This window comes from Anabaena sp. CCY 0017 (assembly GCF_963920885.1).
GTDB lineage: Bacteria > Cyanobacteriota > Cyanobacteriia > Cyanobacteriales > Nostocaceae > Nodularia.
The window spans coordinates 22,363-48,622 of the sequence record NZ_CAWUDG010000001.1; the positions used below are offsets into that span (position 1 = coordinate 22,363).

Annotated in this window: 21 protein-coding genes; 8 read left to right on the top strand and 13 right to left on the bottom strand. The window is 39.1% G+C overall.

Annotated elements, in window-relative coordinates:
* Positions 1 to 49: 49 nt before the first annotated feature.
* The 3 genes from ACM0OW_RS00085 to ACM0OW_RS00095 all read right to left on the bottom strand — a co-directional run bounded on the left by ACM0OW_RS00085 (position 50) and on the right by ACM0OW_RS00095 (position 3,735).
* Positions 50 to 835 carry a phosphonate ABC transporter ATP-binding protein gene (locus tag ACM0OW_RS00085; RefSeq protein WP_414548009.1) on the bottom strand — a complete coding sequence of 262 codons (786 nt, stop codon included), beginning with the start codon at positions 833 to 835 and terminating at the stop codon, positions 50 to 52.
* Between the two features lie 95 nt (positions 836 to 930).
* Complete coding sequence (locus tag ACM0OW_RS00090) at positions 931 to 1,905, bottom strand: phosphate/phosphite/phosphonate ABC transporter substrate-binding protein (protein ID WP_414548010.1); 975 nt, start codon at positions 1,903 to 1,905, stop codon at positions 931 to 933.
* A 414-nt stretch (positions 1,906 to 2,319) separates the two neighbouring features.
* Positions 2,320 to 3,735 (bottom strand): isochorismate synthase, encoded by a 1,416-nt coding sequence (locus ACM0OW_RS00095; RefSeq protein ID WP_414548011.1) that lies wholly within the window; start codon positions 3,733 to 3,735, stop codon positions 2,320 to 2,322.
* A gap of 464 nt (positions 3,736 to 4,199) precedes the next feature.
* On the opposite strand from ACM0OW_RS00095, the gene menA reads away from it, so the two are divergent.
* From menA to ACM0OW_RS00110, 3 genes are all read left to right on the top strand, one after another.
* Positions 4,200 to 5,105, top strand: coding sequence for a 2-carboxy-1,4-naphthoquinone phytyltransferase (gene menA, locus ACM0OW_RS00100; RefSeq protein WP_414548012.1), 906 nt, complete (start codon positions 4,200 to 4,202; stop codon positions 5,103 to 5,105).
* Positions 5,106 to 5,329: 224 nt separating this feature from the next.
* Positions 5,330 to 6,292: an o-succinylbenzoate synthase gene (locus ACM0OW_RS00105; protein WP_414548013.1), complete on the top strand. Its 963-nt coding sequence runs from the start codon at positions 5,330 to 5,332 to the stop codon at positions 6,290 to 6,292.
* A 10-nt stretch (positions 6,293 to 6,302) separates the two neighbouring features.
* The gene (locus ACM0OW_RS00110) at positions 6,303 to 7,688 is read left to right on the top strand and encodes a 2-succinylbenzoate--CoA ligase (RefSeq protein WP_414548014.1); all 1,386 of its coding nucleotides are present in this window, start codon (positions 6,303 to 6,305) and stop codon (positions 7,686 to 7,688) included.
* On the opposite strand, the gene ACM0OW_RS00115 is transcribed toward ACM0OW_RS00110, so the two are convergent.
* The 4 genes from ACM0OW_RS00115 to ACM0OW_RS00130 form a co-directional block, all read right to left on the bottom strand.
* Positions 7,671 to 8,117 (bottom strand): acyl-CoA thioesterase, encoded by a 447-nt coding sequence (locus tag ACM0OW_RS00115; protein WP_414548015.1) that lies wholly within the window; start codon positions 8,115 to 8,117, stop codon positions 7,671 to 7,673. The two genes, ACM0OW_RS00110 and ACM0OW_RS00115, sit on opposite strands and share 18 nt — an antisense overlap.
* A 102-nt stretch (positions 8,118 to 8,219) precedes the next feature.
* A complete protein-coding gene (locus tag ACM0OW_RS00120) occupies positions 8,220 to 9,308 on the bottom strand; it encodes a T3SS effector HopA1 family protein (protein ID WP_414548016.1) in 1,089 nt (362 codons plus the stop codon).
* Positions 9,309 to 9,380: 72 nt separating this feature from the next.
* Positions 9,381 to 10,598, bottom strand: a complete 1,218-nt coding sequence (locus ACM0OW_RS00125; RefSeq protein ID WP_414548017.1) for a phosphotransferase family protein — start codon at positions 10,596 to 10,598, stop codon at positions 9,381 to 9,383.
* A gap of 647 nt (positions 10,599 to 11,245) precedes the next feature.
* Positions 11,246 to 11,566: a TMEM14 family protein gene (locus ACM0OW_RS00130; protein ID WP_414548018.1), complete on the bottom strand. Its 321-nt coding sequence runs from the start codon at positions 11,564 to 11,566 to the stop codon at positions 11,246 to 11,248.
* A gap of 88 nt (positions 11,567 to 11,654) precedes the next feature.
* Here ACM0OW_RS00130 and ACM0OW_RS00135 point away from each other — a divergent pair, with 88 nt between their 5' ends.
* The 4 genes from ACM0OW_RS00135 to ACM0OW_RS00150 all read left to right on the top strand — a co-directional run bounded on the left by ACM0OW_RS00135 (position 11,655) and on the right by ACM0OW_RS00150 (position 17,029).
* Positions 11,655 to 13,031, top strand: coding sequence for an ATP-binding protein (locus ACM0OW_RS00135; RefSeq protein WP_414548019.1), 1,377 nt, complete (start codon positions 11,655 to 11,657; stop codon positions 13,029 to 13,031).
* A gap of 197 nt (positions 13,032 to 13,228) precedes the next feature.
* Positions 13,229 to 14,503: a tellurite resistance TerB C-terminal domain-containing protein gene (locus tag ACM0OW_RS00140; protein WP_414548020.1), complete on the top strand. Its 1,275-nt coding sequence runs from the start codon at positions 13,229 to 13,231 to the stop codon at positions 14,501 to 14,503.
* A 301-nt stretch (positions 14,504 to 14,804) separates the two neighbouring features.
* Positions 14,805 to 16,124, top strand: coding sequence for an ATP-binding protein (locus ACM0OW_RS00145; protein ID WP_414548021.1), 1,320 nt, complete (start codon positions 14,805 to 14,807; stop codon positions 16,122 to 16,124).
* Positions 16,125 to 16,210: 86 nt separating this feature from the next.
* Positions 16,211 to 17,029 (top strand): Rpn family recombination-promoting nuclease/putative transposase, encoded by an 819-nt coding sequence (locus ACM0OW_RS00150; protein ID WP_414548022.1) that lies wholly within the window; start codon positions 16,211 to 16,213, stop codon positions 17,027 to 17,029.
* A gap of 65 nt (positions 17,030 to 17,094) precedes the next feature.
* On the opposite strand, the gene gor is transcribed toward ACM0OW_RS00150, so the two are convergent.
* Both gor and ACM0OW_RS00160 read right to left on the bottom strand, forming a co-directional pair.
* The gene (gene gor / locus ACM0OW_RS00155; protein ID WP_414548023.1) at positions 17,095 to 18,450 is read right to left on the bottom strand and encodes a glutathione-disulfide reductase; all 1,356 of its coding nucleotides are present in this window, start codon (positions 18,448 to 18,450) and stop codon (positions 17,095 to 17,097) included.
* A gap of 113 nt (positions 18,451 to 18,563) precedes the next feature.
* The gene (locus ACM0OW_RS00160; protein WP_414548024.1) at positions 18,564 to 19,112 is read right to left on the bottom strand and encodes a peroxiredoxin; all 549 of its coding nucleotides are present in this window, start codon (positions 19,110 to 19,112) and stop codon (positions 18,564 to 18,566) included.
* Between the two features lie 192 nt (positions 19,113 to 19,304).
* Here ACM0OW_RS00160 and ACM0OW_RS00165 point away from each other — a divergent pair, with 192 nt between their 5' ends.
* Positions 19,305 to 19,730: a Fur family transcriptional regulator gene (locus tag ACM0OW_RS00165; RefSeq protein ID WP_414548025.1), complete on the top strand. Its 426-nt coding sequence runs from the start codon at positions 19,305 to 19,307 to the stop codon at positions 19,728 to 19,730.
* Here the strand turns inward: ACM0OW_RS00165 and ACM0OW_RS00170 are convergent.
* The 4 genes from ACM0OW_RS00170 to hisG all read right to left on the bottom strand — a co-directional run bounded on the left by ACM0OW_RS00170 (position 19,723) and on the right by hisG (position 25,900).
* Entirely contained in the window at positions 19,723 to 21,981 is a 2,259-nt protein-coding gene (locus ACM0OW_RS00170) for a response regulator (protein WP_414548026.1), read from the bottom strand. The genes ACM0OW_RS00165 and ACM0OW_RS00170 overlap by 8 nt on opposite strands.
* Positions 21,982 to 21,989: 8 nt before the next feature.
* On the bottom strand, positions 21,990 to 22,415 hold the full coding sequence (locus ACM0OW_RS00175; RefSeq protein ID WP_414548414.1) for a response regulator: 426 nt from the start codon (positions 22,413 to 22,415) through the stop codon (positions 21,990 to 21,992).
* Between the two features lie 14 nt (positions 22,416 to 22,429).
* On the bottom strand, positions 22,430 to 24,961 hold the full coding sequence (locus tag ACM0OW_RS00180) for a GAF domain-containing protein (protein WP_414548027.1): 2,532 nt from the start codon (positions 24,959 to 24,961) through the stop codon (positions 22,430 to 22,432).
* A gap of 291 nt (positions 24,962 to 25,252) precedes the next feature.
* Positions 25,253 to 25,900 carry an ATP phosphoribosyltransferase gene (gene hisG, locus ACM0OW_RS00185; RefSeq protein WP_414548028.1) on the bottom strand — a complete coding sequence of 216 codons (648 nt, stop codon included), beginning with the start codon at positions 25,898 to 25,900 and terminating at the stop codon, positions 25,253 to 25,255.
* Between the last annotated feature and the right edge of the window lie 360 nt (positions 25,901 to 26,260).

The following is a 26,260-nucleotide window of genomic DNA, read 5'->3' on the forward strand; positions in this document are numbered from 1 at the left end:
TGTTAAACTACCGAATAAAAAAAATTATATTTTCACTATTTAATTTATATTAGCTAATATCTGAGAAAAATCGCTCTTGTAAATTTTCACATTTACCATCATAAACTACTTTTCCACTATCTAGAATTATCGCTCTTTGAGCATATTCTGTGGCAAGTGCTAAGTCATGTAAAACAGTGATTATAGTCAAGCCTTGTTGATGCAATTTTGCTAAAGTTGCCATTACTTGTTGTGAAGCTACTACATCTAAGCCTGTTGTGGGTTCATCGGCTAAAAGTATTTGTGGAGATTGCATTAATGCACGAGCAATGGCAACTTTCTGTTGTTGTCCACCACTCAATTGACTAGTTTTTTGATATGCCTGTTCTTTTAAACCTAATTGTGTTAATAATTGTAAAGCTAAGGTGCGATCGCGTTGTGGAAATCCAAAAAAGGTTTGTTGGGTTTTTCTTACCCCTAATTTTCCACATAATACATTATCAATTGCTGATAATTGCGGAATTAATCCCCCTCCCTGAAATAACATTCCGATATCTCGACGGATTTGTAGCAAGCTTTGATTAGTGATAGAAATACCATTAATTTTGATTTCTCCATTGACTATGGGTACTAAGCCTACAACTGATTTCAACAATGTTGATTTACCCGCCCCATTCAATCCCAATAATACTACAAATTCACCTTGATTAATTTGGCAATTAATGTCATTTAATATCGGACGCTGTAGAGATGAAATATAACCTGTTTCTAAATGACAACATTCAATAAAATTCACGTTACTTTGAGATGATGGGGATAAATTGTAATTGGTACTGGCTACGTTGTCAAAAATCATAACTATTTTTATCAAAAACTACTCAAAAAATCATAGTTTTCTCAGAATTGAAAATTGTGTCGCTCAAATTCTCAATTCTGATTTTTTACGTCAACTTATGGTTCAAACCCCGCATTTTTTAATGCTTCGCTTACTGGTTTAAGATGACGAGTATGATCAACTCTTACCAATTGTGTAGAATTATATAAACTCGTTAGCAATTGATTATTTTCTGGTTTATTTAACTTTAATAAAGCATTAATTAGCTTTTCTCTCAATATCACTGGCACATCATCATCAATAACAATGCCATGAGCGGGAACACCAGAAATTTTATGCAATACTCTGACTTTGCTTCTATCTTCAGCACTTAAATAAGGAGGATAAAGAGCATATTCTGATACTACAGCCACATCTGCTTGACCTCTAACTACAGCTTCTAAAGCTTTGCTGTAATTACCACCATAACTGATTTTACCAAAGAAACCATCTAAGCGATCGCGATTAGGAACGAAACCCTGTTTTACTAACTCACTCACTGGAAAAATAAACCCAGAACCAGATGTAGGAGAAGTAAAAGCCATACTTCTTCCTCTTAGTTGTTCTAAAGTTGCTTTGGCAGTATTTCTAGTTCTAAATGGGCTATTGTTGGGAACAACAAAAATAGAATCGTAAGTGTATCTACCAGAGTAATTTGCCCGAACTTCAGCTAAGTGTAAACGAGCATTTGCTAATTGTTCAGCTTTTAATGCTGGACGACTACTTAGAAATGCTACATCAGCGCGATTTGCTCTTAAAGCTTCTACTGCGGCTGTATCATCACCTATCTGCGCTTTAACAGGTATTCCCAACTCTTTAGATAAAAAAGTAGCTACCTTATTAGCTTTATTTTGTAAGTCAGTAGAATCTGACCGAGTAGGAAAAACTATCGTTAGAGGTTGCCTTCTTTGAGCAACTAAGAGTGGTGCTGCTTGATTTTCGAGAGAGTTAGCGTTTGCCATTTGCATGGACTCTAAACCGTTCAAAACCATTCCAGTCAACACTATTAAACCTCCAGTAACACCCCACAGACCTTTTTTGCTCACAACCATTTTTTTATTCCAATGAAAATAATTCTTAAAGTTGTTACAATTACGACGTAACAATTTCCTAATAAATCCTACATTTTTTGGGATTATAAGTCAATAAGCTAGAGATTCTTTCTCAATTATATTTTGCGTGCGGGTTCTGTCCTATACTCCTGCATATCGTTTTCGGCTCAAGACTTATGAATGAGGATTGATGCAGAGATGAGGGACACGGTGACTCGGAGAGTTTTTTTGACAAGTATAAGTAATTAAGCGAACATGATATTATATGATGACCGTCAAATCACCCATAACAAACAGTTTGTGTAAAGCAATACATTAGCCAATTTACTAGGGTTCAACGGCTGTCGAAACATTGTGGTTTAGATAAAGACGTAAGCTTGGCAAAAATCTGGGCTAATAAAATAGGCTTAAGCTTTAAACTAATGCTTTTAGCAACGCCTGAAGTTTCAGCTGCACCTCAGCAAACTCCTTCTCAGGATCTGAACCTGCAACGATACCAGCACCAGCATACAACCTCGCGCGATCGCCATCTATTAAAGCCGAACGAATCCCCACAATAAACTCACAGTTACCGTTAGCATCTATCCAACCCAGAGGCGCAGCATATAAACCCCGTTCAAAACTTTCATAACGACGAATTTCTGCACAAGCAAAATCTCTAGTTGCACCAGCCACGGCTGGAGTAGGATGCAATTGGGAAACTATCTGTAACGGGTGGACATTAGCGGTAACTTTGGCTGTAATTGGTGTCCATAAATGCTGGATATTAGATAATTGTCTCAGGCGCGGTGCTAATACCTGGGGTAACAAACCTAGCTGGGTGAGGCGTTGAGTAATGAAATCAATTACTAGAGAATGTTCATGTCTTTCTTTGATACTATTTAATAAGCGATTGGCATTAGCAGCATCTTCAGCAGGTGTTTTACCTCTGGGTGCAGAACCAGCTAAAGCGTCAGAAATTAACTCTTGATTATTAATACTAATTAATCTTTCTGGACTCGCACCAATAAAGTTTTGTCCTTTCCCATTACTGGTAGAAAAAATATAACAATTAGGATGTATTTGCCGAAGATTGTTTAATGATTGGAATAAATTAAAAATATGGCTGGATTTGACATCTAAGGCATTTGCTAGGACAATTTTACTTAAATGGCTAGACCGAATTTTTTCTACAGCTGATCCCACGGCGCGTTTAAAATCTTGAGCATTAGTTACAGATTGTTTGCTAAATTTAGTGGGTAACTGCTCCAAATTTGCAGAAGCATATTCTAAAGACTGAATTTGAACAATTTTATCCTGCAAATTCTGCAATATATTTTCTACATTTGTGCTGGCTTGAATATTTATATTATTGACTAATATACAGCGTTTATTTTTAACTGCTACTTGCCAGCGAGGGAGAAAAACTGTAGCAGATGGAAATGGATAATCTATTTGAGAATTATAATCAAAAAAGCTGAAATAACAAAAAAAGTGAGGTTCCGCAAAAGTCGGCTGATTGTTACCAAAATTTATAATATTTTTTAGACAAGATTTGATAAAATATTCAGCTTGATTAAAACGATCTTTGCCATCAATTTCTAATTTTGTCACAGTATCAATGGCCGCGATCGCTTCTCCTTTAGCTTGATTCTCAAAGTAAAAATTTATTTCATTTGCTTGCGTAAGTTTATCTAATACAACTAAGGGATCTACCCAGTCAATATCCAGCGAAATACTTACAATTTGCCGACAATTATCCTTGAGGCAATTTTCCTGAACGTTTAACAGAAAATGGTATAGGTCTTTGTTTTTGACAAAGAAGTTGCTGCGACATGGTAAAACTGTCATGGATCTAGCAATAGTAAACTTTTGTTAAGTTAACTTCCTAAAGTGTAATTAAACGTGGTCGTATTTCTACAGGTAACATATTCAGTTGCCACTTCACCAGAGTATGGTTTGCTGTATTTATGGTGTTCTCAGACGCTGAACAGCTATTCCTAGTTTGGGGTTGCAGCCAAAAAGTGAGTGTTACTAACCAGAGGTTAACCAACCACAGCAAATTCCCTAAGTTTGGCACTTAACCAGTATTTAGTAAAGCCCAGAGTTCCAGCCCTACAGAATCATTATTGAATTGGTTCAGGGGTGCTAGTGTCTCTCAAAACTGTAAAATTTTCTGAGGACTTACGCAAAAAACCTCTCAAACTCTCATGACTCGGTGTACTCTGTGTCCTCTGTGGTTCGTTTTTCCAGACTCCTGCGTAAGTCCTGTTTATGTATAAGTAAGGTTACTATAATCTCATTAATCACGACTGATGACTACAAGACAGGTTGAAAATTCTCAAATTAAATTATGGATGGCGGCTATTAAACCGCCGATGTACAGCGTTGCTATCATGCCTATTTGGGTAGGAACAGCAGTGGCTTTTGCGGAAACCAAAAGTTTTAATGTAGTAGTATTTTCTACTTTTATAGCGGCGGCAATTTTAATTTTAGCTTGGGAAAATATCAGTAATGATGTATTTGATTCAGAAACGGGAATTGACGAAAATAAACATCATTCTTTAGTAAACTTAACTGGAAATAAGCTATTAATATTTTGGTTAGGAAACTTGTGTTTAGTTTCGGGGTTATTGGGAATAATCGCGATCGCAATTTGGCAAAAAGATTTCACTGTTATCGGCTTAATTCTGCTGTGTTGCGCTTTGGGCTACACATACCAAGGGCCGCCCTTTCGCTTAGGATACCAGGGTTTGGGCGAAATTCTTTGCTTTTTTGCTTTTGGCCCTTTGGCGATCGCAGCTGCATATTATAGTCAAACGGCAAGTTGGTCAATCAATAGTTTAGCAGCCTCAGTGATTGTGGGCATTGCCACTAGCTTAGTTTTATTTTGCTCACACTTTCACCAAGTTAAGGATGACATAGCCGCAGGTAAGCGATCGCCTGTTGTGCGTCTAGGTACGACAAAAGCTGCAAAACTCCTCTCTTGGTTTACAGGGGGGATTTATCCTTTGATTTTGCTGTTTGTGTTATTGGGTATGTTCCCGGTTTGGACTTTGTTGAGTTGGTTGAGTTTACCTTTTGGTTTTCAGTTATGTCGTCATGTTCAGCAGAATCATCATCTGCCGGAAAAGGTGAGTAATTGTAAGTTTATTGCGGTTAATTTACATTTTTCCTGTTGTTTGCTGTTGGGTTTGGGGTTTATGTTGGGAAATGGATAAGGAATTTTTATCGCGCAGAGGCGCGGAGAGTGAAAGTTTTAAAAGTTTTGGGCGAATTAATATGGCTACGCCACGCCAAGGGCGAACGCTACTACACAAACATGACGCGTAGCGTCTTCCCGGAGGGAAGGCCGTCTGCGCGGACTAAGGTACAGAAACCTGAAACCCACGCAGGTGGGTTTTGCCTGTATAGCCGCGATTTCTAATCGCCAGGGTTTATATCAATGTCTCAAGGTTATCGATTTGATTTTCGTTCTTATAGGCGGCGGTTTTTGCAGCCACTGGTTACTCGTCACGGTATATGGACTACCCGTGAGGGTATTATTATTCGTCTGGGTGGCTGTGGTTACGGGGAAATAGCCCCTATTAGTTGGTTTGGTTCGGAAACTCTAGAACAGGCTTTAGATTTTTGTCGTCAATTACCCGCAGAAGTTACACAGGAAATGATTTTCTCTATCCCGAATAATTTACCCGCTTGTCAATTTGGTTTTGAGTCCGCGTTGACAGAAATGAAGCGTTGGAGAAATCAGGAAAACAAGCCAAAAAATTCTAATCCCAGTCTAACCTCTTCCCCCCTGCCCCCTGCCCCCTGCCCCCTTGCCTCTTTACTACCGGCTGGAGAGGCTGCGTTAAATCAATGGGAAAGGCTGTGGAAGCAGGGATATCGCACGTTTAAATGGAAGATTGGGGTGGATGCAATTTCTCAAGAGTTGAAAATTTTTGAGTTATTGACTCGGAGTTTACCACCTGCGGCTAAATTGCGATTAGATGCCAATGGTGGACTTAGTTATGAGGAAGCTAAACAATGGCTGGGGATTTGTGACGATATTTCGGCAAATATTGAGTTTCTTGAACAACCATTGCCTGTGGAACAATTTTCGGCGATGTTGGAATTGAGCCTTAATTTTAAGACTGCGATCGCCTTAGATGAATCTGTCGCCACCCTCCAACAACTCAAGCATTGTTTTCAACAAGGTTGGCGAGGAATTTTTGTGATTAAACCAGGCATAGCGGGTTCACCGTCTCGTCTGCGGGAATTTTGCCAAAAACATCAAATTGATGCGGTGTTTTCCTCAGTCTTTGAAACAGAAATTGGTAGACAAGCAGCACTCCAACTGGCAGCAGAATTATCTCTGACAAATAGGGCTGTTGGTTTTGGGATAAATCATTTTTTAGAACCAGCATAAAAAACGTTAAATGTCTATAGCATCACCTATATTTTATCTAAATAAACTATATGAAAATAATTTCCTCATTGATGATAAAAATCATAAGTTTCAGCAAATAGCCTTAGAATTATATTTAGAACTCCAGCAGCAACTAACTTCTGCAAACACTCTAAAAATCATCTTAGCCGAACGTGAACCCGTGCAATTTCTCGCAGGTTTTATAGCTGCTTGTGCTTGTGGTTGTCAAGTTTTTTTGTGTAACCCCGACTGGGGAAAACAAGAATGGCAAGAAGTTTTAGATTTAGTAAAGCCTGATATAATTTGGGGAAAAGAAATAAAAACAGACCCTTGTAGAGACGAGATAAATCGCGTCTCCTCCAATTCCCCATACATCATGATTCCCACAGGTGGTTCATCGGGAAAGATTAAATTTGCCATCCATACATGGGAGACTCTAATAGCATCTGTACAAGGATTTACCGAATATTTTCAACTAACCCAAGTCAATTCCTTTTGTGTCTTACCGCTATATCACGTTAGTGGTTTAATGCAATTTATGCGTTCCTTCACCACTGGAGGTAAACTAGCGATCGCACCATTTAAAACATTAGTATCTAGTCCAGAATATCATATTAAACCCGAAAACTTCTTTATATCTTTAGTACCCACACAATTACAACGCTTACTAGAAAACCCTCAATTAACACAATGGCTTTCCCAATTCCAAACTGTACTTTTAGGAGGTGCGCCAGCGTGGGAAGAACTGTTAGAAAAAGCGAGATTTCACCGCATCTGTTTAGCACCAACTTATGGAATGACAGAAACAGCCTCTCAAATTGCCACCCTCAAACCTGATGACTTTTTAAATGGTAAAATAAACAGTGGTCAAATTCTCCCTCATGCACAGGTAAAGATTCGCAATCAACAAGGTGAAATTTTAAGGATTAATCAAACCGGAAATATTACCATTCAGGCGCAATCATTAGCCCTGGGCTACTATCCGCAAACCTGGAAAAATCAGCATTATTTACAAGTAGACGACTTAGGATATTTAGATTCACAAGGTTATTTAAATATTATCGGACGTAGCAGCGACAAAATTATCACAGGCGGAGAAAACATTTATCCAGCCGAAATTGAAGCCGCAATTAAATCAACTCAAATGGTAACTGATATTTGTATAATCGGCTTACCTGATAAACATTGGGGAGAAGCCATAACAGCCATTTATATTCCCAAACATCCCCAGATTTCTACCCTACAACTGCAAACAGAACTCAATCAAAAACTTAGCAAATTCAAAATTCCCAAACACTGGATTGCTGTAAAAACCTTACCCCGAAACCCCCAAGGAAAAATCAACCGTCAACACCTGCAAAAAATAGCCACCAAACATTTACAAAATCTCTCTTAACTTTCTTCTCTCCGCGCCCTCTGCGTCTAGGCGGTTCGTTTCCAACCACTGAATCATCTCAGCAGATAAATCCTGCTTACTTCTACTAACCGCATCAATACAAACGTGTCTAGTAACAGCCTTAGACACCAGCACATTTTCAACCATTATTTCATAAATAATTTCAAACTTATTCACACCTAACTTGTGAGGAAATAAATTAACTTCTAACTTATCCCCGCAAAACATTGGGCGAAAAAAATCCACATTAGCGTGAACAACAGGAAAAGCCACAGATGGATGAGTAAAAAACGCTTTGAGATCAATATTTGATGCTTCTAGAGATGCTTCATAAGCTGCATGACAAATACATAAAACATTAGCAAAATAAACTACTCCAGCAGCATCTGTATCTTGAAGTTGAATAGTTCGATTATAAATAAAAGGCATTATTTATTAGTTCGTAATTAGCAAAGCCCACTTGATAATAATAAACCAAAGACCAACATAAAATAAATTACGAATTACGAATTACGAATTACGAATTACGAATTATTTCAAAGGTTGGTATATATCCTCAGAACTAGGGTTGAGATAAGGACGCTGTAAATCAATCAAATGCTGGGAAAAATGTTGGTCAATCACCCTCATGCGTTCCTCCATTGCATTTTTACCCTTTTCCCAAGCTTCCAGCAAAGCATTCGCCACGATTTGACAACGGTTCATCCCAAAACTTTCCTGTGCGGCGAATTTTTGGCTTGGTTCTTCAGCTAAACTCAATCCTGGGGCTAAAAATTTGGTAAACAAAGGTATTTCAGCCTGGAAATGAGATTGATACTCTGTATAAACAACCTGAAGAATTTTGCGAATTGCTGGATAATCTTGGCGTTCAAAATAAAGTATACCTGAGTCATAGCGTCCATATCCAGCCGGATTATAGAGAACCTGAAAAGTAAAAGGAAGATTAGCGGCGTTGAGTCGCTGCGTCAAACCATCCATACAGGCGATCGCACCAGATGAAGTAAAGTTAAAATAGATTCTGCCTATACCCAAATCCGCATCTGGATTACCTTGCTTTTCCTGTCCAACATTGCTAACTGCTAAATAACACCCTTTTTGGACTCGATTTTTAGGCATCCAAATAGCGACTGATTCCCCCACCTTAGCAGATTTTTTACTCGGTTTGAGGTGACAGTCTGGCTCAATATATACTGTCAAACCGCCTTTGGTGACAGCCATACTACCATCTGGTTCCAGACGCAAAACCTGCCAACTGGGGTCGAAATAGCCTTTACCGTGATTGCTAGTTTGTAGTTGTTCATAAAATTCCCAATCAACATCCAAAATAGAATTAGTTTCTAAATTTTGGTGTCGCAAGCAATGAGCAGTTTCAATATTAACTGCTAAAGTACTTTGTAGAGAACCATTGTAATAGATACCGTACAAAAAATTTCGTAGTAATAGATTCAGATATTTATGCTGTAAAGCCGCAGTATTTTGTTTGAATCTATCTGCTACTTTAGTTGGTAAAGCAAACGGTTGATAATGGGGATGTTGAATACAGAAGTTAGGCTGAATCTCGATATTACTAGCAATATCAAGCAGAGGAGTTAGCGATGGATTGGTAGAAGAGTCTAGCATTAATTAATTTAAGATAGATTAAATAAATACTGAAGCAATTACTGCGGAGTGCTTTGCTATCACTTGCCCTAATTAACAACCACGTAGGCGAGTTTTCTCATAATAAAGAGGAACTAATTCTTGCTCTTTTTGCCATTGAGGAAATTGATGAATTTTTGCCTCAGAAACTCCAAAAATACTTAATATAGATTGTTCAGGGATGGTGAGAAAATTTTTAGCAATCTGAAGCATACAAATGTCAGTATTGCCAAAATATTTACGACACTTAATCGTATCTTGGATTTGATTAATCAGCGCCAGTCCTGTAAACTTGACGACTCGGATAATAAAATCACTCTGGTATTCCAAAATCATCGGAAATTCCTTCAGATAAGCCTGAATTAATGCCAGTAATGAAGGTTGTAGTACCTCTAATGGTGTCATAGCTAAATGTAGTGATTCTTCTAACTCAATGGTAGGGTCTACCACCAAACTAGAAAGCCAAATTCCTAAATAGCTGGCGATGAGAGTACCTAAATCAAAGGCTGGATCTCCCCAACCGCAGGCTTCCCAATCAATCAATTTAATTAGGCAATTGTCTAGCTGATCCCAACGAGAATGAATTAAGATATTATTTAAGTCCAGATCGTTGTGAGTTAAGCAGCAAGGTTGCCATTCATAAGCCAAATCAGCGATCGCTGATTCTAAACTCTCATAACGTTGATAGAGAAGGTAGAATTTTAAGGCCTCGGTAGGGACTGTACCAAATATTTCTGGGCTAATTGAGTCTACCCCTTGCGCCGGATTATAAAAGCTATAGCGAAACTGTCCTTCAGGTGCAGTCGCCATAAAATTACGATATTCTCGGTGTTGGAAGGTAGCACGATGTAATTCTGCTAATGTCGTACCAATGGCGGTAGCAATCGATGACGGGAAAATATCTTTGTGGCGGTAAAATTCATTTAGTTCTGAATATTCACTTAAATAATTACGGACAAGGATGGAGTTCTCCTCGTCAAAATTTAATATTAATGGTGCAAACGCTGAAATATTTCCTAGAACTGGAAACTGTTGCAGCAATTGCTGAAATAAAAATTCATTAAAGAAATCATGGGAATTTCCATTATTTTCAATTTGGCGTTTTTGTTTCACCAGCAATTTTTGATTACCTGCTAGAGTCACCAGTAAATTTAAATTCTGCGGGCTACTTTTGAGCAACTCATATTTGTTTAATGCTCCATCCTCTGAGCAACACAGACCTATTTCTTGCAGATACTGGATAACATTGTGAGAAGACATTGATAATAACATATACTATGTCCTACTTCGGAAGATTATTGATTAAATTAGCATTAATTGAAATAAATTTAGCTTTAGCAGTTTCGCTAGACCACAAAAATTGCTCCAATATATTAATATCTCATCTGTCAAATTAAAACCTGCCATAATGGCAAGATAACTTGAATATTTACTTTAAATTACGTTGCTCAACCCTATAAATATTCTTTAAGTTTGTCTGCCGATAAACAATAAATCAACAACTATCTGAAGATGGATATTGTCGTATCTCAGCATTTATTTCTCACTTATCTACGCCTACTAACTTAGGAGCCTCAATCAATATACGAGTATCACTGAGAACCTCAACACTGCGAAATTATATACAGCCTTATTTTTATTTATCAACACCAACTCAAAAAAACCGGATGTTTTTGGCCGTCGGTAATTATTCTTTTGCCAAATATTAATAAACTATACGAGCTTAATTGCTGGAACAATACATCTAATCCTAAAAATTTCACGGTAAAATAACAGTAAAATTACTTACAATTACTGAAGCGATCGCTAGTCTAATTTTTCGTATTGTGACAAAATCAACTTTTTATAGTATAAATGTATTGTAAAAAATATTGGAACGTGGGAGAAATATCTACGTAAAAATTGGCTGAGGATAATTATTACCTAGCGATAACCAATTGATTTACCATTAATGTCAATGCCAACACACCCAAAATTACCATCAATCCCGCAGGCATAAACTTGCGTGTTTTAGCTAATCTCAAGGCAAAGAAAATTACTAATATTACAGTCACCAAAACTGCTAAAATCAAAGCCCAGGCTTGACCTTGGATTTGCAAGTAAGCAGCTAAAATCAGTAATAATCCACTAATTACACCACTGAACAACGAAACTTGACTATTAGCCTTAATGTAGCCAATGATGCCGCCAATGATAGCTAAAACGCCATAAGTAAGTGCAGCAATTATACTTGAATTCATTGTTAACACCTCTGTAGATTTTGATTTTACTGTCAAGGATCGGCAGACAATTCACCAGAAACGTTTAGCTAAACTAGCCTGTTAATTGATGGATAATCCAGCGATGCCAAAAGTAACTAATTCATCCTATAGCCATAGCCAGGTGCAATTCCTTCAATGTCAAGCAGCATCACTTTTACTCTACCAATCTGTCCTGCAAAGCGAAGCGGGGATCGCATTCCTTGACCTGTTGCAAGCTATACGCTACACTGATGCCGATGCACGGAGTTGCCTCAAAGCCTATGGCAGTTATTTTTATGCCTTAACTGCTAAATATCAAAATTGGGAGGACTACCTAATTACTCAAATTCTGACCTCTGAGAATCCTTTTAGTAGGCTTGCTCAACAGCAAGATTTTGAGGATTTACCTCGTGCTTTAGTAGCAGCAGTTGAGCATGATTTACAGGCGTTGCAGAATCTTTATGAATGTAGCGGCGCTTCTTTAAGCGAGTGGGTACAAACTGTCGCCCATTTACCAATTTCGCCTGTTGTCTGGTATAAAGAACCAAATATCAGCATAGAGACAAAATTAATTGTGTTCCTACAAAAGTTAGATAATTGGGCTGATGGTGTAGAAGAGTTAGCAGCATATTATCGCCAGTTCGGTACAGGCCTATTTGCAGAATATCACGCTTTGCGTTGGCAAGAAAGTAAGTTTGTTGGCATTAGGCATCCTGATCCCATCACGCTCAAGACTCTCGTGGGTTACGAGTCTCAACAAGAAACTTTAATCAAAAATACAGAATTTTTATTATCAGGAGAGGTAGCACTGCACGTACTACTTTACGGTAGTCGAGGATCGGGAAAATCTTCTTTGGTAAAAGCTTTATTAAATGAGTATGGCCAGCAAAATCTTCGCTTGCTGGAAGTCGCCAAATCTGATTTACAGGATTTACCAAAAATTGTCGAACATTTGCGAGGAGTACCACAAAAATTTATTATTTTTGTCGATGACCTTTCCTTTGAAGAAGATGATGATGCTTTTAAAGCACTTAAGGTAGTTTTAGAAGGGAATTTAACGGCGCGCCCCCAAAATGTCGTTGTCTATGCTACTTCCAATCGCCGCCACTTAATTCGTGAATATTTCGCAGATAGACCAACGCCTAAAGATAACAATGAAATCCATGCTTGGGATACAATGCAGGAAAAGCTATCATTTAGCGATCGCTTTGGTCTCACTCTCACCTTTGAACCAGCCGATCAAAAAATTTATGTAACAATTGTCCAACATCTAGCAGCCCAAGCCAAAATTAATATTAGTCCAGAAGATTTAGAATATCAAGCATTACAATGGGCTACTCGCCATAATGGTCGTTCTGGACGTACAGCCAGGCAGTTTATTGATTTTATAAAAGCAGATTTAGCATTATCTCAACCCAATCTACTACAATCAGATATTACAAAAAAAACCATTGAATATCAATGATAAACCTGTGATAAAAGCTTTTAAAGTTTTAAGTTTTGTCTAGCGTTACTAGTTATAAAATTAATTCACTAATGATTTTTTCCATCTTCCCATAAATTGTACAAATACTTAAAATTAAAAACTTCAAACAGTCATGAATTGTAATGGCATTAACAACTACCTATTCTGACAACTCAAATACGCTAAAAAAAACCTATATGCAATCAGCAATGATCAGCAATCGATATATACTAGGCATAGTTGCCTTTAGTGTGAGTTTTGGCATTAGTCTCGTCCCCAACTGGAATTTTAATCAAGCCTTGATTACAGGTGTAATAACTATACTTGCTACTTATACAGCAGCTTTATTTATAGATAAGCGGCGCAGTAACTACGAAATGCTAATTTTAAGTTCGCACCGCAAACGAATCAAAGAAATGGAAGGACTTAAACTGCGGATTGTCAAAGAAATTAACCAAATAGAAGAGCATCGTAGCTTATTATATACAGAGTCTAACAAGCTGGAAAAACAAATATTAGATTGTCGTAATCAGAGAAATATTTTACATAGAGATTTAGGAATATTTGCAGGACAAAAAAAGCAGTTAGAAAGCGAAAGTATTAACCTAACTACTGAAATAGCAACTCTTGAACAAAAGCAAGCAGAACTACATAATGCTTTTTCTCAACTCACAACAGAAAAACGTCGCCTAGAGTTGAATTGTAATACATCTCGCGCTGAAATGCTGCAATTGCAAAATCAAATTAGCGAACTCCAGCAAGAAAAACAAGAACTTGAGAGTAGCGTCAGTTTGCTAGGTAGACTCAAACCTCAACTAGAGTCAAAAATGTATGAACTGCGAATTGAAGTCCAAGAACTAGAAGCTGAGACTAACCAGCAAAAAGAATTGTTAGTATCTACAAAAACTGAAAGGGAAAATTTAGCAGAAAATCTTAACTATTTAGAAACTAAAATCACACAAAAGCATTCAGAATTACAGCAAATGGAAGCACAAGTTTCGTTATTGCAATCAGAACGAGACTTGTTACAAAGCCAAGTGTGGGAATTACTCCAACAAACAGAAATATTAAATCAAGAAATATCACCGGATAATTTAAATGAAGATGCAAATGATGTATTTCCCTTTGCTGAATTAATTGATTCATTCGATTCAATAGATAAATTTGAAACTTTATCTGAAGAATGGAATAATTTATTAGGAGTTCTCCCAAATCCAGAAATTCAGGTGTTAAAAGCCATAGTAGAACAAGATAAGCCCCAGGTAATTATTAAACAAATTGCCGAAGCCCATATTACTATGCCAAATCTATTAATTGATTCTATAAATGAACACGCTAATGATACCATTGGAGAATTAATCATTGAAACTAGCTTGGAAATTCCTCAAGTGGATCAAGAACATATAGTAAACGTGAGAAAAATGCTGGCTATGTATGAAAGCCTCATAGCGAGACAAGCCTCATCAAATTAAAGAAGGTTGGGTTGTAGCTTGCTTCCCCGTAGGGGTACAAAGTGAAACCCAACATTTCCTATTTGTTGTGTTTCATTCCATTGCTCCGCAATGCTGGCGCGAACAACCCAACCTACAAAAATATATTTCGTTATTAGTATTAATGCGAAATTTATATTAGACAAATGGTAAAGAAGAATGTAGAGACCTTCCATGTAACGTCTCTACAAGGGTGATAGAAACCGCATATTTAATTCCCACCAGATATCTATTAAATGTATATTCTCTACCTCTGCGTTAACAATTCAGTGAAGTAAACTACATGGTTAAGCTCAAAATCTCCAAAAAAACTTCCACGGCTTTAATAAACTCTCTGGGTGCAGGAGTAGTACCGAGAACAGGAGTTGAGCATATCGCAGTGGGGCGAGAAAGAGAACTTCAAAGCCTATTTAAAAATCTCGATGACATCGCAGAAGGTGTATCAGCATTTCGGTTTATCATTGGTAATTATGGTTCAGGTAAAAGCTTTATCATCCAACTAATTCGCAACCGGGCTATGGAGCAAGGTTTTGTGGTAGCTGATGCTGATTTATCTTCCTCACGTCGATTAGCAGGAACCCACAATGAAGGTTTAGCAACTTATCGCGAATTAATGAGCCACTTGGCGACAAAAACTCGTCCTGATGGTGGTGCTTTAGTTTCAATTTTGGAAGGTTGGATTAATAAAATTCAACAAGAAGTTGTCAAAGAAACAAACTTGCGTCCTAATGACGAAGGTTTTGATGACAAAGTTGAAGCCAAAATCAGAGAAGTAGTACAGTATATTGAAGATTTAGTACATGGTTTTGATTTTGGGAGTGTAATTATTGCTTATTGGCGTGGCTATCGCTTAGATGATGATGATTTAAAAAATGCGGCTATGCGTTGGTTGCGGGGAGAATTTAATACTAAAACTGAGGCGAAAGCGGCGTTAGGAGTCAGGGTAATTATTGATGATGATAGTTGGTATGACTACATCAAACTATTTGCTAAATTTGTGGCAGAAATTGGTTATAAAGGACTGTTAGTTTTAGTTGATGAAGCTGTAAATTTATACCAAATCTCAACTACAGTCACCCGTGAACGGAACTATAACAGACTGCTGACGATGTTTAATGACACCATGCAATGCAAAGCCGAACATTTGGGCATTTTTATTGGTGGGACAACCAGATTTTTAGAAGACCCGAATCGAGGACTTTTTGCAGACCAAGCTTGGCGCAGACGCACCAAAGAAAGTCGTTTTGCTACACAGTCAGGGGTTCAGGAAAATTCAGGGCCAGTGATTCGGCTTAACCCGTTGAGTGAAGGGGAAATTCTCACACTTTTGCAACGCTTAACTGAGATTCATGCACTCAATTTCGGTTATGAACAAGTTTTGAAAAATCCTGAGTTAAAGGAATTTGTACAAGAAATTGTCACGCGTTTGGGTGCAGAAGCGTTACTCACCCCAGGGGAAATTGTGCGGGATTTTATTAGTTTGTTAAATATCCTGCATCAAAATCCAGACATGGTTTTTAGTGAACTCATTCATGGTTCTAAATTTCAGCCCACTGCTATGGGTAAAGATGCAGATGAGGATGCAGCAGAGTTTAGTTTGTGAATCAAGTATGAGTTGTGATACAAACATAAAATTTTTTGTACTATTTTTGTACTAAAAGTGGTTTTATACATTTTAAATAAATACCCTTGGCATACGACAGCATCTGCCGATTTTTAACATCTGAGTATCCATCACCTTTTGTAAAATGGTTGCTTAACTCTGCTGAAACAAATATTCAGGTTTTACCTACAGAATTAAGTGTAGAACCAATTCGTTCTGATGCTTTATTCCAACTACCAGAATTAGGTAGCATCCTTCATTTGGAGTTCCAAACTGTTCCCAAATCAAAACCATCTCTTCCTGTGAGGATGTTAGATTACTGGTTGAGAATATATCGAAAATACGAATGTCCCATTGAACAAGTAGTCATTTTTTTCAAAGAAACAAATTCCCCTGCTGTTTATATAAATGAGCTTGCAGTTGGGAAGACAAGACATGAATATAGAATTATCCGTTTGTGGGAACAAGATCCAAAGCCACTTCTGGCTAATCCCGCACTGCTACCATTAGCAGTTTTAGCTAAAACAGATGCACCAGCAGGTTTGCTAGAACAAGTTGCTGTAGAAATAGATAAAATCGAAGAACGAGAACAACAGCAAAACATCACAGCTTGCGTAGAAATGCTGGCTGCGTTGAAGTTCGATAAACAACTAATTCACCAGTATTTCCGGGAGGAACTAATGCAAGAGTCACCAATTTATCAAGAAATACTAGAGAAAGGTGCCAAGAAAGGAAAGCTACAAACCTTAACCCGTCTACTGTCACGGCAATTTGGCACAATTTCTGATGAATTACAGCAACAGCTTCAAGCACTATCGATTAACCAGCTAGATGATTTAAGCGATGCGCTGTTTGACTTTTCGGAAACATCCGATTTGGCTGTTTGGTTGCAAAAACAGCAGTAAATTGAAATATTTGCCAAAAATGCCCTAAGATTTTAGTAAATCCAGGGCATTTTCAGGTTGATTGATTATCGCATAGTTACAAATTCTTCAGCAGAACTAGGATGAATACCTACTGTGGCATCAAAGTTAGCTTTAGTAGCACCCATTTTAACTGCGATCGCCACCCCTTGTATAATCTCAGCAGCGCTGGTTCCTACCATGTGCGCCCCCACAACCTTATCGGTATTTTGATCAACCACTAATTTCATCATGGTTTTTTCATCTTTACCAGCTAAGGTATAATACATCGGTCGAAAACGACTGCGATAAACTTTCACTGCATCACCATATTTTTCTCTGGCTTCAGCTTCAGTCATACCAACTGTTGCAGCTTCTGGTGTAGTGAAGATAGCTGTCGGGATATTTTCGTAACTCATTGTGCGAGACTTGTTACCAAATACAGTATCCGCTAAGGCTCTACCTTCATTAATCGCCACAGGAGTTAAATTAATATTATCTGTACAATCTCCCAGTGCATAGATATTTTCTTCACTGGTTTGACTGTATTTATCAACAATAACTGCTCCATTCTTGTCTAGCTGAACTTTAGTATTTTCCAAGCCCAATTTTTGTGTATTGGGTTTGCGTCCTGTAGCTGCTAAACTAACAGCATCAACAATTACCGTCTCCTCAGAATCATCATTCTTGCGAACAGTCACCTTTAAGCCTGAGTCAGTCTTCTCAATGGCAGTGATTTCGCTATTATTGAGAATATTGATACCGTGGTTACCCATTGCTTGCTGAATTTCAGTTTGCAAGTCTTCATCGAAACCACGCAAAATTTTGTCATTGCGAATTACTTGAGTGACTTCGCTTCCCAATCCGTTGAGGATACAGGCAAATTCTGAACCAATATAACCTCCCCCCAAAATTACTAGGCGCTGGGGTTGTTCTTTGAGGTGGAAGATATCATCAGAGGTAATAGCATATTCAATTCCGGGGATTTCTGGCTTGACAGGATACCCACCTACAGCGATTAAAATCTTATCTGCGGTGACTTGGCGATCGCCTATTTGAATTGTATGGGTATCAATAAATTTACCATATCCCTCAAATAGTTCAACTTTGGACTTATCCAGCATCCCCTGATAAATGCCATTCAGGCGAATCACTTCGTTATTGACCGCCGTAATCATTTTTTCCCAATCTAGACTACTCTTGACTGCACTCCAACCATATCCTTGGGAATCTTCCAACAAGTCAGGAAAATGGGAAGCATAGACCATTAACTTTTTAGGGACACAGCCACGATTTACGCAGGTTCCGCCAAGTCGGTCAAACTCAGCCAGCCCTACTTTAGCTCCATATTCCGCAGCCCTTCTAGCGGTTGCAATCCCACCAGATCCTGCACCAATTACAAATAAGTCGAAATCGTAACTCATGTGTTGTGTCCCTCAAGTTTTCAATTTTCAGTATGGGGACTGGCCAATGGGGACTGGGGATGAGTTTTCATCATCCCCCATATCCAACGATCAATGCTCAGTCCCTTAAAATATTACACAGCAGCAGGAGTTTTAGCTTGTTTTAGGTAACTTAGCATGGTGTCTGCATCAGAAACTTCAAATGGATCGGTAGGACAATTATCTTCGTAACCAGCTTCAATGAAAATCTTTTCAATTTTGCCGTCATTCACGACCATTGAATAACGCCAAGAGCGCAGACCAAAGCCCAGGTTAGATTTCTCAACTAACATCCCCATCTTGCGGGTAAATTCACCATTACCATCGGGGAGGAGCTTAACATTTGTAGCACCTTGTTGTTTGCCCCATTGGAACATCACAAAGGCATCATTCACAGATACACAAACTACATCATCAACTCCCAAGGCTTTGAATTGGTCGTAGAGTTCTTCGTAGCGGGGAAGGTGGGAGGTGGAACAAGTGGGGGTAAAAGCTCCAGGTAGTGAAAAAACTACTACACGCTTACCAGCGAAAATATCTTGAGTGGTGCGGTCTTCCCAACGGAAGGGGTTAGCGCCACCAATGGACTCGTCGCGCACACGGGTTTTGAATACAACGTTGGGAACTTTTTCGATAACAGCCATATTAATCTTGTGGTCAGTTTAGTTTTCGTTTGTGATTGCGTTATGCTCACTTATATCAGAATAATTCTGATTTACGAAAAACTCAATAGTTATAAATACTTAATTGTTTATTTTGTTCACATATAATACTAATTTATTACTGGGGGAGATTATAATGGGGAAATCGTTAACACGCAAAATATAGCAGCAGATATGCAGCAAGAGGCACACACAATTATTCAAACCTTAAAATCTAAGGGTTTGAGGGTGACTCCTCAGAGGTTCGCAGTTTATGCAAATTTGTTATCTCGGTCTGATCACCCCACAGTTGAAACCATCCTGGCGGATCTGAATAAAGATTTTCCAGTGTCGTCTCAGGCGACTATTTACAGTTCTCTGCAAGCCCTGAGAGAAGTTGGTCTTGTGCAGGAAGTTTTACTCGAAGAAGGGGTTTGTCGCTATGATGCAAATGTTGAACCTCATCATCACTTTTGCTGCCGCCGATGTGGTGCAATTGAAGATATTGCCTGGGAAACTTTCCAGTGTGTAGATATGAAGAGTCTTCGCCCTGGTATGCGTGGTGAAAGCTATGAAGTGATTGTTAGGGGTTGGTGCGAGCGCTGTGAAATAGCTACTTAAGTATTTTATCTAAAGATAGTAACAATTCATTGACAGTATAAGGTTTCGGTAAAAATGTCTGTGTACCAGTGTCCATCACTTCTCCTAATTTAGTTTTGGACATCAAACCACTAGTAGCAATAATTTTCACCTGGGGGTTAATTTTTTGCAAAGTCCGGATAGCGGTGACTCCATCCAATGCAGGCATCATCATATCCATCAGCACGGCGCTAATTTTATCTGTGTATTTAGCGTATAGCGCGATCGCCTCAATACCGTCACTAGCAATTAAAGTCTGGTATTGGTGACTTTCGAGCGAATTTCTGGTGACATCCTGAATCGAAGGTTCATCATCTACAATCAGAATTAATTCCCCATGTCCTGTAGGTATTGCGACATCTTCAAGAGCGGGTGTTTCCGTTCCCCCCACAGCAGGTAAGTACACCTTAAAGCTAGTACCGTGTTCTACCTCACTGTAAACATTGATAAAACCACCGTGACTTTTAACAATTCCAATCACAGTAGAAAGTCCTAAACCTGTACCTTGTCCCACTGGTTTAGTAGTAAAAAATGGCTCGAAAATTCTATCTAAAGTTTCCTGGGGTATACCAACTCCAGTATCAGTAACCGTAATTACCACATATAATCCGGCTTCGGCTTCCAAATTCATCCGCGCATAATTTTCATCAACCACAATATTCTCAGCAGATATACTTAAAGTACCCCGATTAGGCATAGCATCGCGGGCATTGACACAAAGATTCATCACTACCTGATGCAGTTGGGTACTATCTCCAGAAACCAGCCACAAGTCGTTAGGAATATCAGTATGAATTTCGATGGTTCTGGGGAATGTTTCTTTGAGAATTTTGGCAATTTCCACAATCAAATGCCTAATTTGCAAAGTAATCCGCTTTCCTTCTACACCTCTAGCAAAGGATAGCACCTGCTTCACTAAATCTGCTCCCCGTTTGGCGTTGATTTCCAAAATTTCCAACAACCGCATAGTCCTTTCATCTGCATCGGGGAATTTCATCGGTAGCAATTGCGCTCCTGCCAAAATCGGGGTTAAAATGTTATTCAGATCGTGAGCAATACCACTAGCTAGTGTACCGATACTTTCCAGACGTTGGGTGCGAAATAATTGTGATTCTAAACGCTTCTTCTCAGTAATATCTGTATCAACAATTAGAATTGATTTAGGCATTCCCTGTGCGTCGCTTACCAAACTCCAACGACTAGCTACCAGAAGTTCTTTACCAGTTTTAGTGATTTGAGTTAACTCGCCTTGCCACTTACCTTTAGTCATGACATTGACTAAAGCCTCATGGTTTTCCTGCGCGGCTTCATTATCTAAAAGCTCACCAAAATTTCTGCCGACAGCTTCTTGAACTTGCCAACCATAGAGATTTTCTGCACCTTTGTTCCAAAACAGAATCTGATTTTCTAAATTACACACACAAATTGCATCAGTGGTGATATCTAGTAAAGCCGCTTGTTCACGAATTTTGGCGAACGTAAGTTTACGTTCGCTGATATCAATACCAGCACAAGTTACGCCGACAATTTCTTGCGACTCATTCCGCAATGGTTCAACTGTCAAATCGTAATATCTAGTCCCCAGGGGGGTAGTAATAGATACTTCCTCTCGTATCCCGATGCCGTTAGTCAGCACACTATGCTTAATCGCCGTCAAACGTTGGGCATCTTTCTCTGGAATCAAATCACAGTCATGTTTACCCAACATATCTTGACTCGTCCATCCAGATATGGGGTTATAAACCCAGGTGTAAGATAAATTGATGTCTTGGTTGAAAACAAAAATTGGGGAATTTTTTAAAGCCACCCGAAAGCGTTCTTCACTCTGGCGCAGGGCATTTTCCGAACGTTGACGCTCAATAGCATAACGCATAGAACGTACCAGCAAATCGCCAGTCACTTGACCCTTGACTAAATAATCCTGTGCGCCTGACTGCATTGCTCGTAGTGCCAAGGTTTCGTCATCTAAACCCGTCAATACAATAATTGGAGTGGCTTTGGCATGATGAGCAGTACGGATAAATGTGTCTAGTCCCTGGCTATCAGGTAATGAAAGGTCTAACAATATGACATCAAAGCTGTCTCTAGCTATACATTCTAGTGCTTCAAACAGTTGCTCGGCTGGTTGCAACTCTACTTCAACTGTAGTTACTTCCTGTAATAACTCTTGTAGTAAAAAGACATCACCAGGGTTATCTTCGATTAATAAGACTTTAATAGAATTTCCTGCCATTGATTATTTCACTCCGGTGGCAGTTTGACAATTGCAAACCAGAAATTTTCTATGGACTGTACAATTTTAACGAATTGGTCAAAGTCAACCGGCTTAGTGATAAAGCAATTAGCCGATAGGTTATAAGCTTTGAGAATATCTTCTTCCGATTGAGAAGTGGTCAAAACAACGACAGGAATCCGCCTGAGTTTTTGATCAGCTTTGATTTCTGCTAGTACTTCCCGCCCGTCTTTTCTGGGTAAATTTAAATCAAGCAGGACAATATCTGGATGAGGTGCATTAGCATAGTTTCCCTGTTTTTGCAAGAATGCCATTGCTTCTACACCATCTTCCACCACATTCAGGTTAACTGAGATTTTGCTATCTTCGAGGGCGATTCTGGTTAGTTCAGCATCGCCGGGATTGTCTTCTACTAACAAAACCTCTATGGGCATAATCGCTGTGTTATTCACGATTGTTTACCTGCTTTTTCTGGAATTGTGAAGTAGAAAGTCGAGCCTTGACCAGGTTTCGACTCAACCCAGATCCGGCCGCCGTGGCGTTCTATAATCTTTTTACAAATTGCCAACCCAATTCCAGTCCCTGGGTATTTACTTCTACCGTGCAAGCGTTGAAATATGACAAAAATGCGTTCAGCATATTGGGATTCTATACCAATTCCATTATCGCTGACGGAGAATAGCCATTCATTGGGTTTAGTGGGCATTTGTTCTTCTGTTTGTTCTGCTTTCACTGCTGCCAAATGAATTTTTAGTGGTGATTCTCCTCGGAATTTGATGGCGTTACCAATTAAGTTTTGTAACACTTGGGTGAGTTGGGTAGGATCAGCCATGACTATCGGTAAAGGATCATGGGTAATGATTGCGCTACTTTCTTGTATGATAAATTTGAGATTAGCGATCGCTCGCTCAAAAATCGTTTTAAAATCAACTTCGACAATGGGCTGTCCCCGGCTGGTAACACGGGAATAATCCAACAAATCATTAATCAGACTCTGCATCCGCCGCGCCCCATCTACAGCGTAAGTAATAAACTGTTCGGCATTAGCATCTAGTTCATGTTTATACTTGCGTTCTAACAGCTGTAAATAACTTGTCACCATCCGCAACGGTTCCTGCAAATCATGGGAAGCTACATAAGCAAACTGTTCTAATTCAGCATTAGAGCGAGCCAGTTCCTGAGTATGGTGGGTTTCTTGTTCTAATAACTTGGCTTGGGACAGAGCAATCCCAATTTGGTTGGCTATCTGTTGTAACAAATCTAACTCAAAGCTATTCCACTGGCGAGGTGTCACACATTGATGAGCAATCAACAAACCCCAAAGATTTTCCCTAACCAAAATCGGGACTACAAGGTTAGCTTTGACACCTAAATTTTGCAGAAATTCCCGATAGCAGTCTTTAATATCAGCTTGTTCAACGTCTACAATTGCAGCAACTCTGCCTAGACGATATTTTTCCACATAGCCTTGTTCTTGAAAACAGGGGTCGAGTATGTCTTGTCCTAGAACCACAGGCCAACCAGGTAGCACAGCTTCTTGTACCACCGTTCCCGAACCATCAGCCCAAACTTGAAACATCACCACTCGATCAGCTTCCAGGAGTTTTTGGACTTCTTTAACCGTAGTTTGCAGAATTTCGTCTAATTGTAGACTTTCCCGAATTTTCAGGGTGATTTCCGCAAATAATTGCGATCGCAAATTCTGCCGTTTTAATTCCTCTTCGGCTTGTTTGCGTTCAGCAATATCAGTATGGGAACCTAGCATCCGCACCACATCACCAGTTTCATCCCAAAGTGCTTGTCCGCGATCTAGAATCCATTTATAACTACCGTCTTTACACAAAAGTCGATGTTCGGTCACATAAAACGGTGTTTTTTTGGCAAAATGATTTTCAAAGGCTTGCCGTACATGATCTAAATCATCAGGATAGACTCGTTTTTCCCATTCATCCCAATGATTAGTAATTTCATGGTCTGCATATCCCAGCATTTCCTTCCAGCGAGTGGAGAAGAACACCTGATTGGTTTTGACATTCCAATCCCAAATACCATCATTATTACCCTGTAAGGCTAATTGCCAACGTGCTTCACTTTGTCGCAGAGCTGCGGCTGTTTGTTGCTTTTCGGTAATATCTTGGAAATACACAGACAAGCCATCTCGCGAGGGATAGGCGTGAACGCTAAACCAACCGTTCAGAGGTGGATAGAACTCTTCAAATTCCACACTAACTTGTTGCGCGATCGCTCTGTGATACTCCCGGTCAAATTTTGTGTCTATCAGTCTTGGTAAAACTTCCCAGATATTTTTACCCAATAACTCATTTTTGCTTTTCTCTAACAGTCCTTCTGCTTGACTGTTAATATAGGTAAATCGCCAATCTTGATCTAAAGCAAAAAAGGCATCAGTGATACTTTCGAGTATATTTGTAATTCGGGTTTTAGCAGCTTGCTCATGAGTGATAAATTCTTCACTAATCCGAGACACTTCCGATACATTACGTCTGAGTTCTAGTTGGTTAATCACCAAGCGACTCAAAGCTACCAGCGCGTCTACTTGTTGTTGGCTTAGTTGCCGTGGTACTTTGTCAATTACACACAGAGTTCCCAGCATATAACCCTTCGGCGTAATCAAAGGGACACCAGCATAAAACCTAACATAAGGATAAGAAGTCACTACTTGATTGCTTGCCAAATTTACATCAGCTAAAGCATCTGGTACTATGACCACATCCCGTCTTTCTTGGCAAAGGTAAGATAAGCCAATATTCCGGGGCATTTCCGGCACATCTAAACCGAGTTTTGCTTTAAACCACTGGCGATTTTCATCAATAAAATTGACTAAAGCTATAGGTGTACCACAGATAAAGGCAGCTAATTGAGCTAAATTATCATAAACTTCTTCCGGTTCCGTATCCAAAATCTGATACTGGCGGAGAACTTCCAGCCTCGCCGCTTCATTAGTATTCAATTCAGTATTCATATAGTTTTATAAAAAAAATTAAAAAATTAAAAAATTAAAGTTTCATAGCATACGTCTAGTGTAAGGTATTGTGACTTTTCAGGCAGTCGCAGTTAAAAATTGCTCTCTATAGCAACTGCCAAGGAGGTTAAGACATTGTTGATTCCTGAAAGCTTTGATGTAGGGGCAGGTTTACAGATATGCTCAATTACTAATAATAATAATTTTAATAAACCCGCCCCTACTTGGTTTGCACTCAGCACTCCCTGTTGCCACTTTAGAATGATTTAGACATTCTGAAGCTTTTTAGAGCTAAACAGCAGTTAAAGAAGTTTCTAGGCGCAGTTTTTCGACGAATTGATGCATATTCCCTGTATTGAGGCGATAACTCAAAGGATGACCAATTAACCGCGCCGTACTTTCATACAAAGTCGTAATTTCGACTAAACCATTTTCGCTCAAAGTCCGCCCCGTAGAAACTAAATCCACAATTGCTTCCGACATTCCCGTAATGGGGCCTAATTCCACAGAACCATACAAAGGTACAATTTCTATAGGTAGATCCAGGCTGTGGAAATATTCACGAGCGCAATTAACATACTTAGAAGCAACTCGTCCATGAGGAGGTAAATCTAAAGGTGATTTATAGGCACTAGATGCTTTGACAGCCACTGACATTCGACAATGACCAAACTGTAAATCAACTAAATGTGCAACTTGTGGCTTTTTCTCCCGCAGCACATCGTAACCAATAATTCCCAACTGAGCCTGACCATATTCTACATATACAGGCACATCATGCCCTCGCACCAACAGTCCTTTTGCTTGTCCGCTAGCATCAAGAATTTGCAGTTGGCGAGTTCCTGAATCTAAAAAAGCGCTAAAATCCAATCCTACGGACTTTAACAGGCGGATGCTATTTTTGAGTAATTCCCCTTTCGGCAACGCAACAGTTAACATTTTCTTTTTGGCAGTTCATTTATAAGAAAGACGCTGAAAACACCTAAGAAACAGCAACATCGTTGCGTTTTTCGTACTTTAGGCAGGTGATGAAAGCTAGCCGCACCCTTGAGGGTGCTTTGATGTTAAACTAATTTTAACAGGAAGGGTAATCAACCTGTATAAAAACCCGATGTTGCCTAACGGCTCTACGCTGAACCTTCTCCCAAAGGGAGACGCTAACGCGAAGACAATTGAAAATATGGGGTTCTATTCCATAGTTCTAGCTCCTGTCCAGGAATAGGTAAAATTTTTATGGGGACTAGACGACCAGCATTTACACTCAAACAAATTTTGGAGTCATCCAACTACGGTAGGGCA

Coding starts and splice junctions, on each gene's coding strand:
- ACM0OW_RS00085 (WP_414548009.1), bottom strand. CDS start 835: ATGATTTTTGACAACGTAGCCAGTACCAATTACAATTTATCCCCATCA.
- ACM0OW_RS00090 (WP_414548010.1), bottom strand. CDS start 1,905: ATGGTTGTGAGCAAAAAAGGTCTGTGGGGTGTTACTGGAGGTTTAATA.
- ACM0OW_RS00095 (WP_414548011.1), bottom strand. CDS start 3,735: ATGACAGTTTTACCATGTCGCAGCAACTTCTTTGTCAAAAACAAAGAC.
- menA (WP_414548012.1), top strand. CDS start 4,200: ATGACTACAAGACAGGTTGAAAATTCTCAAATTAAATTATGGATGGCG.
- ACM0OW_RS00105 (WP_414548013.1), top strand. CDS start 5,330: ATGTCTCAAGGTTATCGATTTGATTTTCGTTCTTATAGGCGGCGGTTT.
- ACM0OW_RS00110 (WP_414548014.1), top strand. CDS start 6,303: ATGTCTATAGCATCACCTATATTTTATCTAAATAAACTATATGAAAAT.
- ACM0OW_RS00115 (WP_414548015.1), bottom strand. CDS start 8,117: ATGCCTTTTATTTATAATCGAACTATTCAACTTCAAGATACAGATGCT.
- ACM0OW_RS00120 (WP_414548016.1), bottom strand. CDS start 9,308: ATGCTAGACTCTTCTACCAATCCATCGCTAACTCCTCTGCTTGATATT.
- ACM0OW_RS00125 (WP_414548017.1), bottom strand. CDS start 10,598: ATGTTATTATCAATGTCTTCTCACAATGTTATCCAGTATCTGCAAGAA.
- ACM0OW_RS00130 (WP_414548018.1), bottom strand. CDS start 11,566: ATGAATTCAAGTATAATTGCTGCACTTACTTATGGCGTTTTAGCTATC.
- ACM0OW_RS00135 (WP_414548019.1), top strand. CDS start 11,655: ATGGATAATCCAGCGATGCCAAAAGTAACTAATTCATCCTATAGCCAT.
- ACM0OW_RS00140 (WP_414548020.1), top strand. CDS start 13,229: ATGCAATCAGCAATGATCAGCAATCGATATATACTAGGCATAGTTGCC.
- ACM0OW_RS00145 (WP_414548021.1), top strand. CDS start 14,805: ATGGTTAAGCTCAAAATCTCCAAAAAAACTTCCACGGCTTTAATAAAC.
- gor (WP_414548023.1), bottom strand. CDS start 18,450: ATGAGTTACGATTTCGACTTATTTGTAATTGGTGCAGGATCTGGTGGG.
- ACM0OW_RS00160 (WP_414548024.1), bottom strand. CDS start 19,112: ATGGCTGTTATCGAAAAAGTTCCCAACGTTGTATTCAAAACCCGTGTG.
- ACM0OW_RS00165 (WP_414548025.1), top strand. CDS start 19,305: ATGCAGCAAGAGGCACACACAATTATTCAAACCTTAAAATCTAAGGGT.
- ACM0OW_RS00170 (WP_414548026.1), bottom strand. CDS start 21,981: ATGGCAGGAAATTCTATTAAAGTCTTATTAATCGAAGATAACCCTGGT.
- ACM0OW_RS00175 (WP_414548414.1), bottom strand. CDS start 22,415: ATGCCCATAGAGGTTTTGTTAGTAGAAGACAATCCCGGCGATGCTGAA.
- ACM0OW_RS00180 (WP_414548027.1), bottom strand. CDS start 24,961: ATGAATACTGAATTGAATACTAATGAAGCGGCGAGGCTGGAAGTTCTC.
- hisG (WP_414548028.1), bottom strand. CDS start 25,900: ATGTTAACTGTTGCGTTGCCGAAAGGGGAATTACTCAAAAATAGCATC.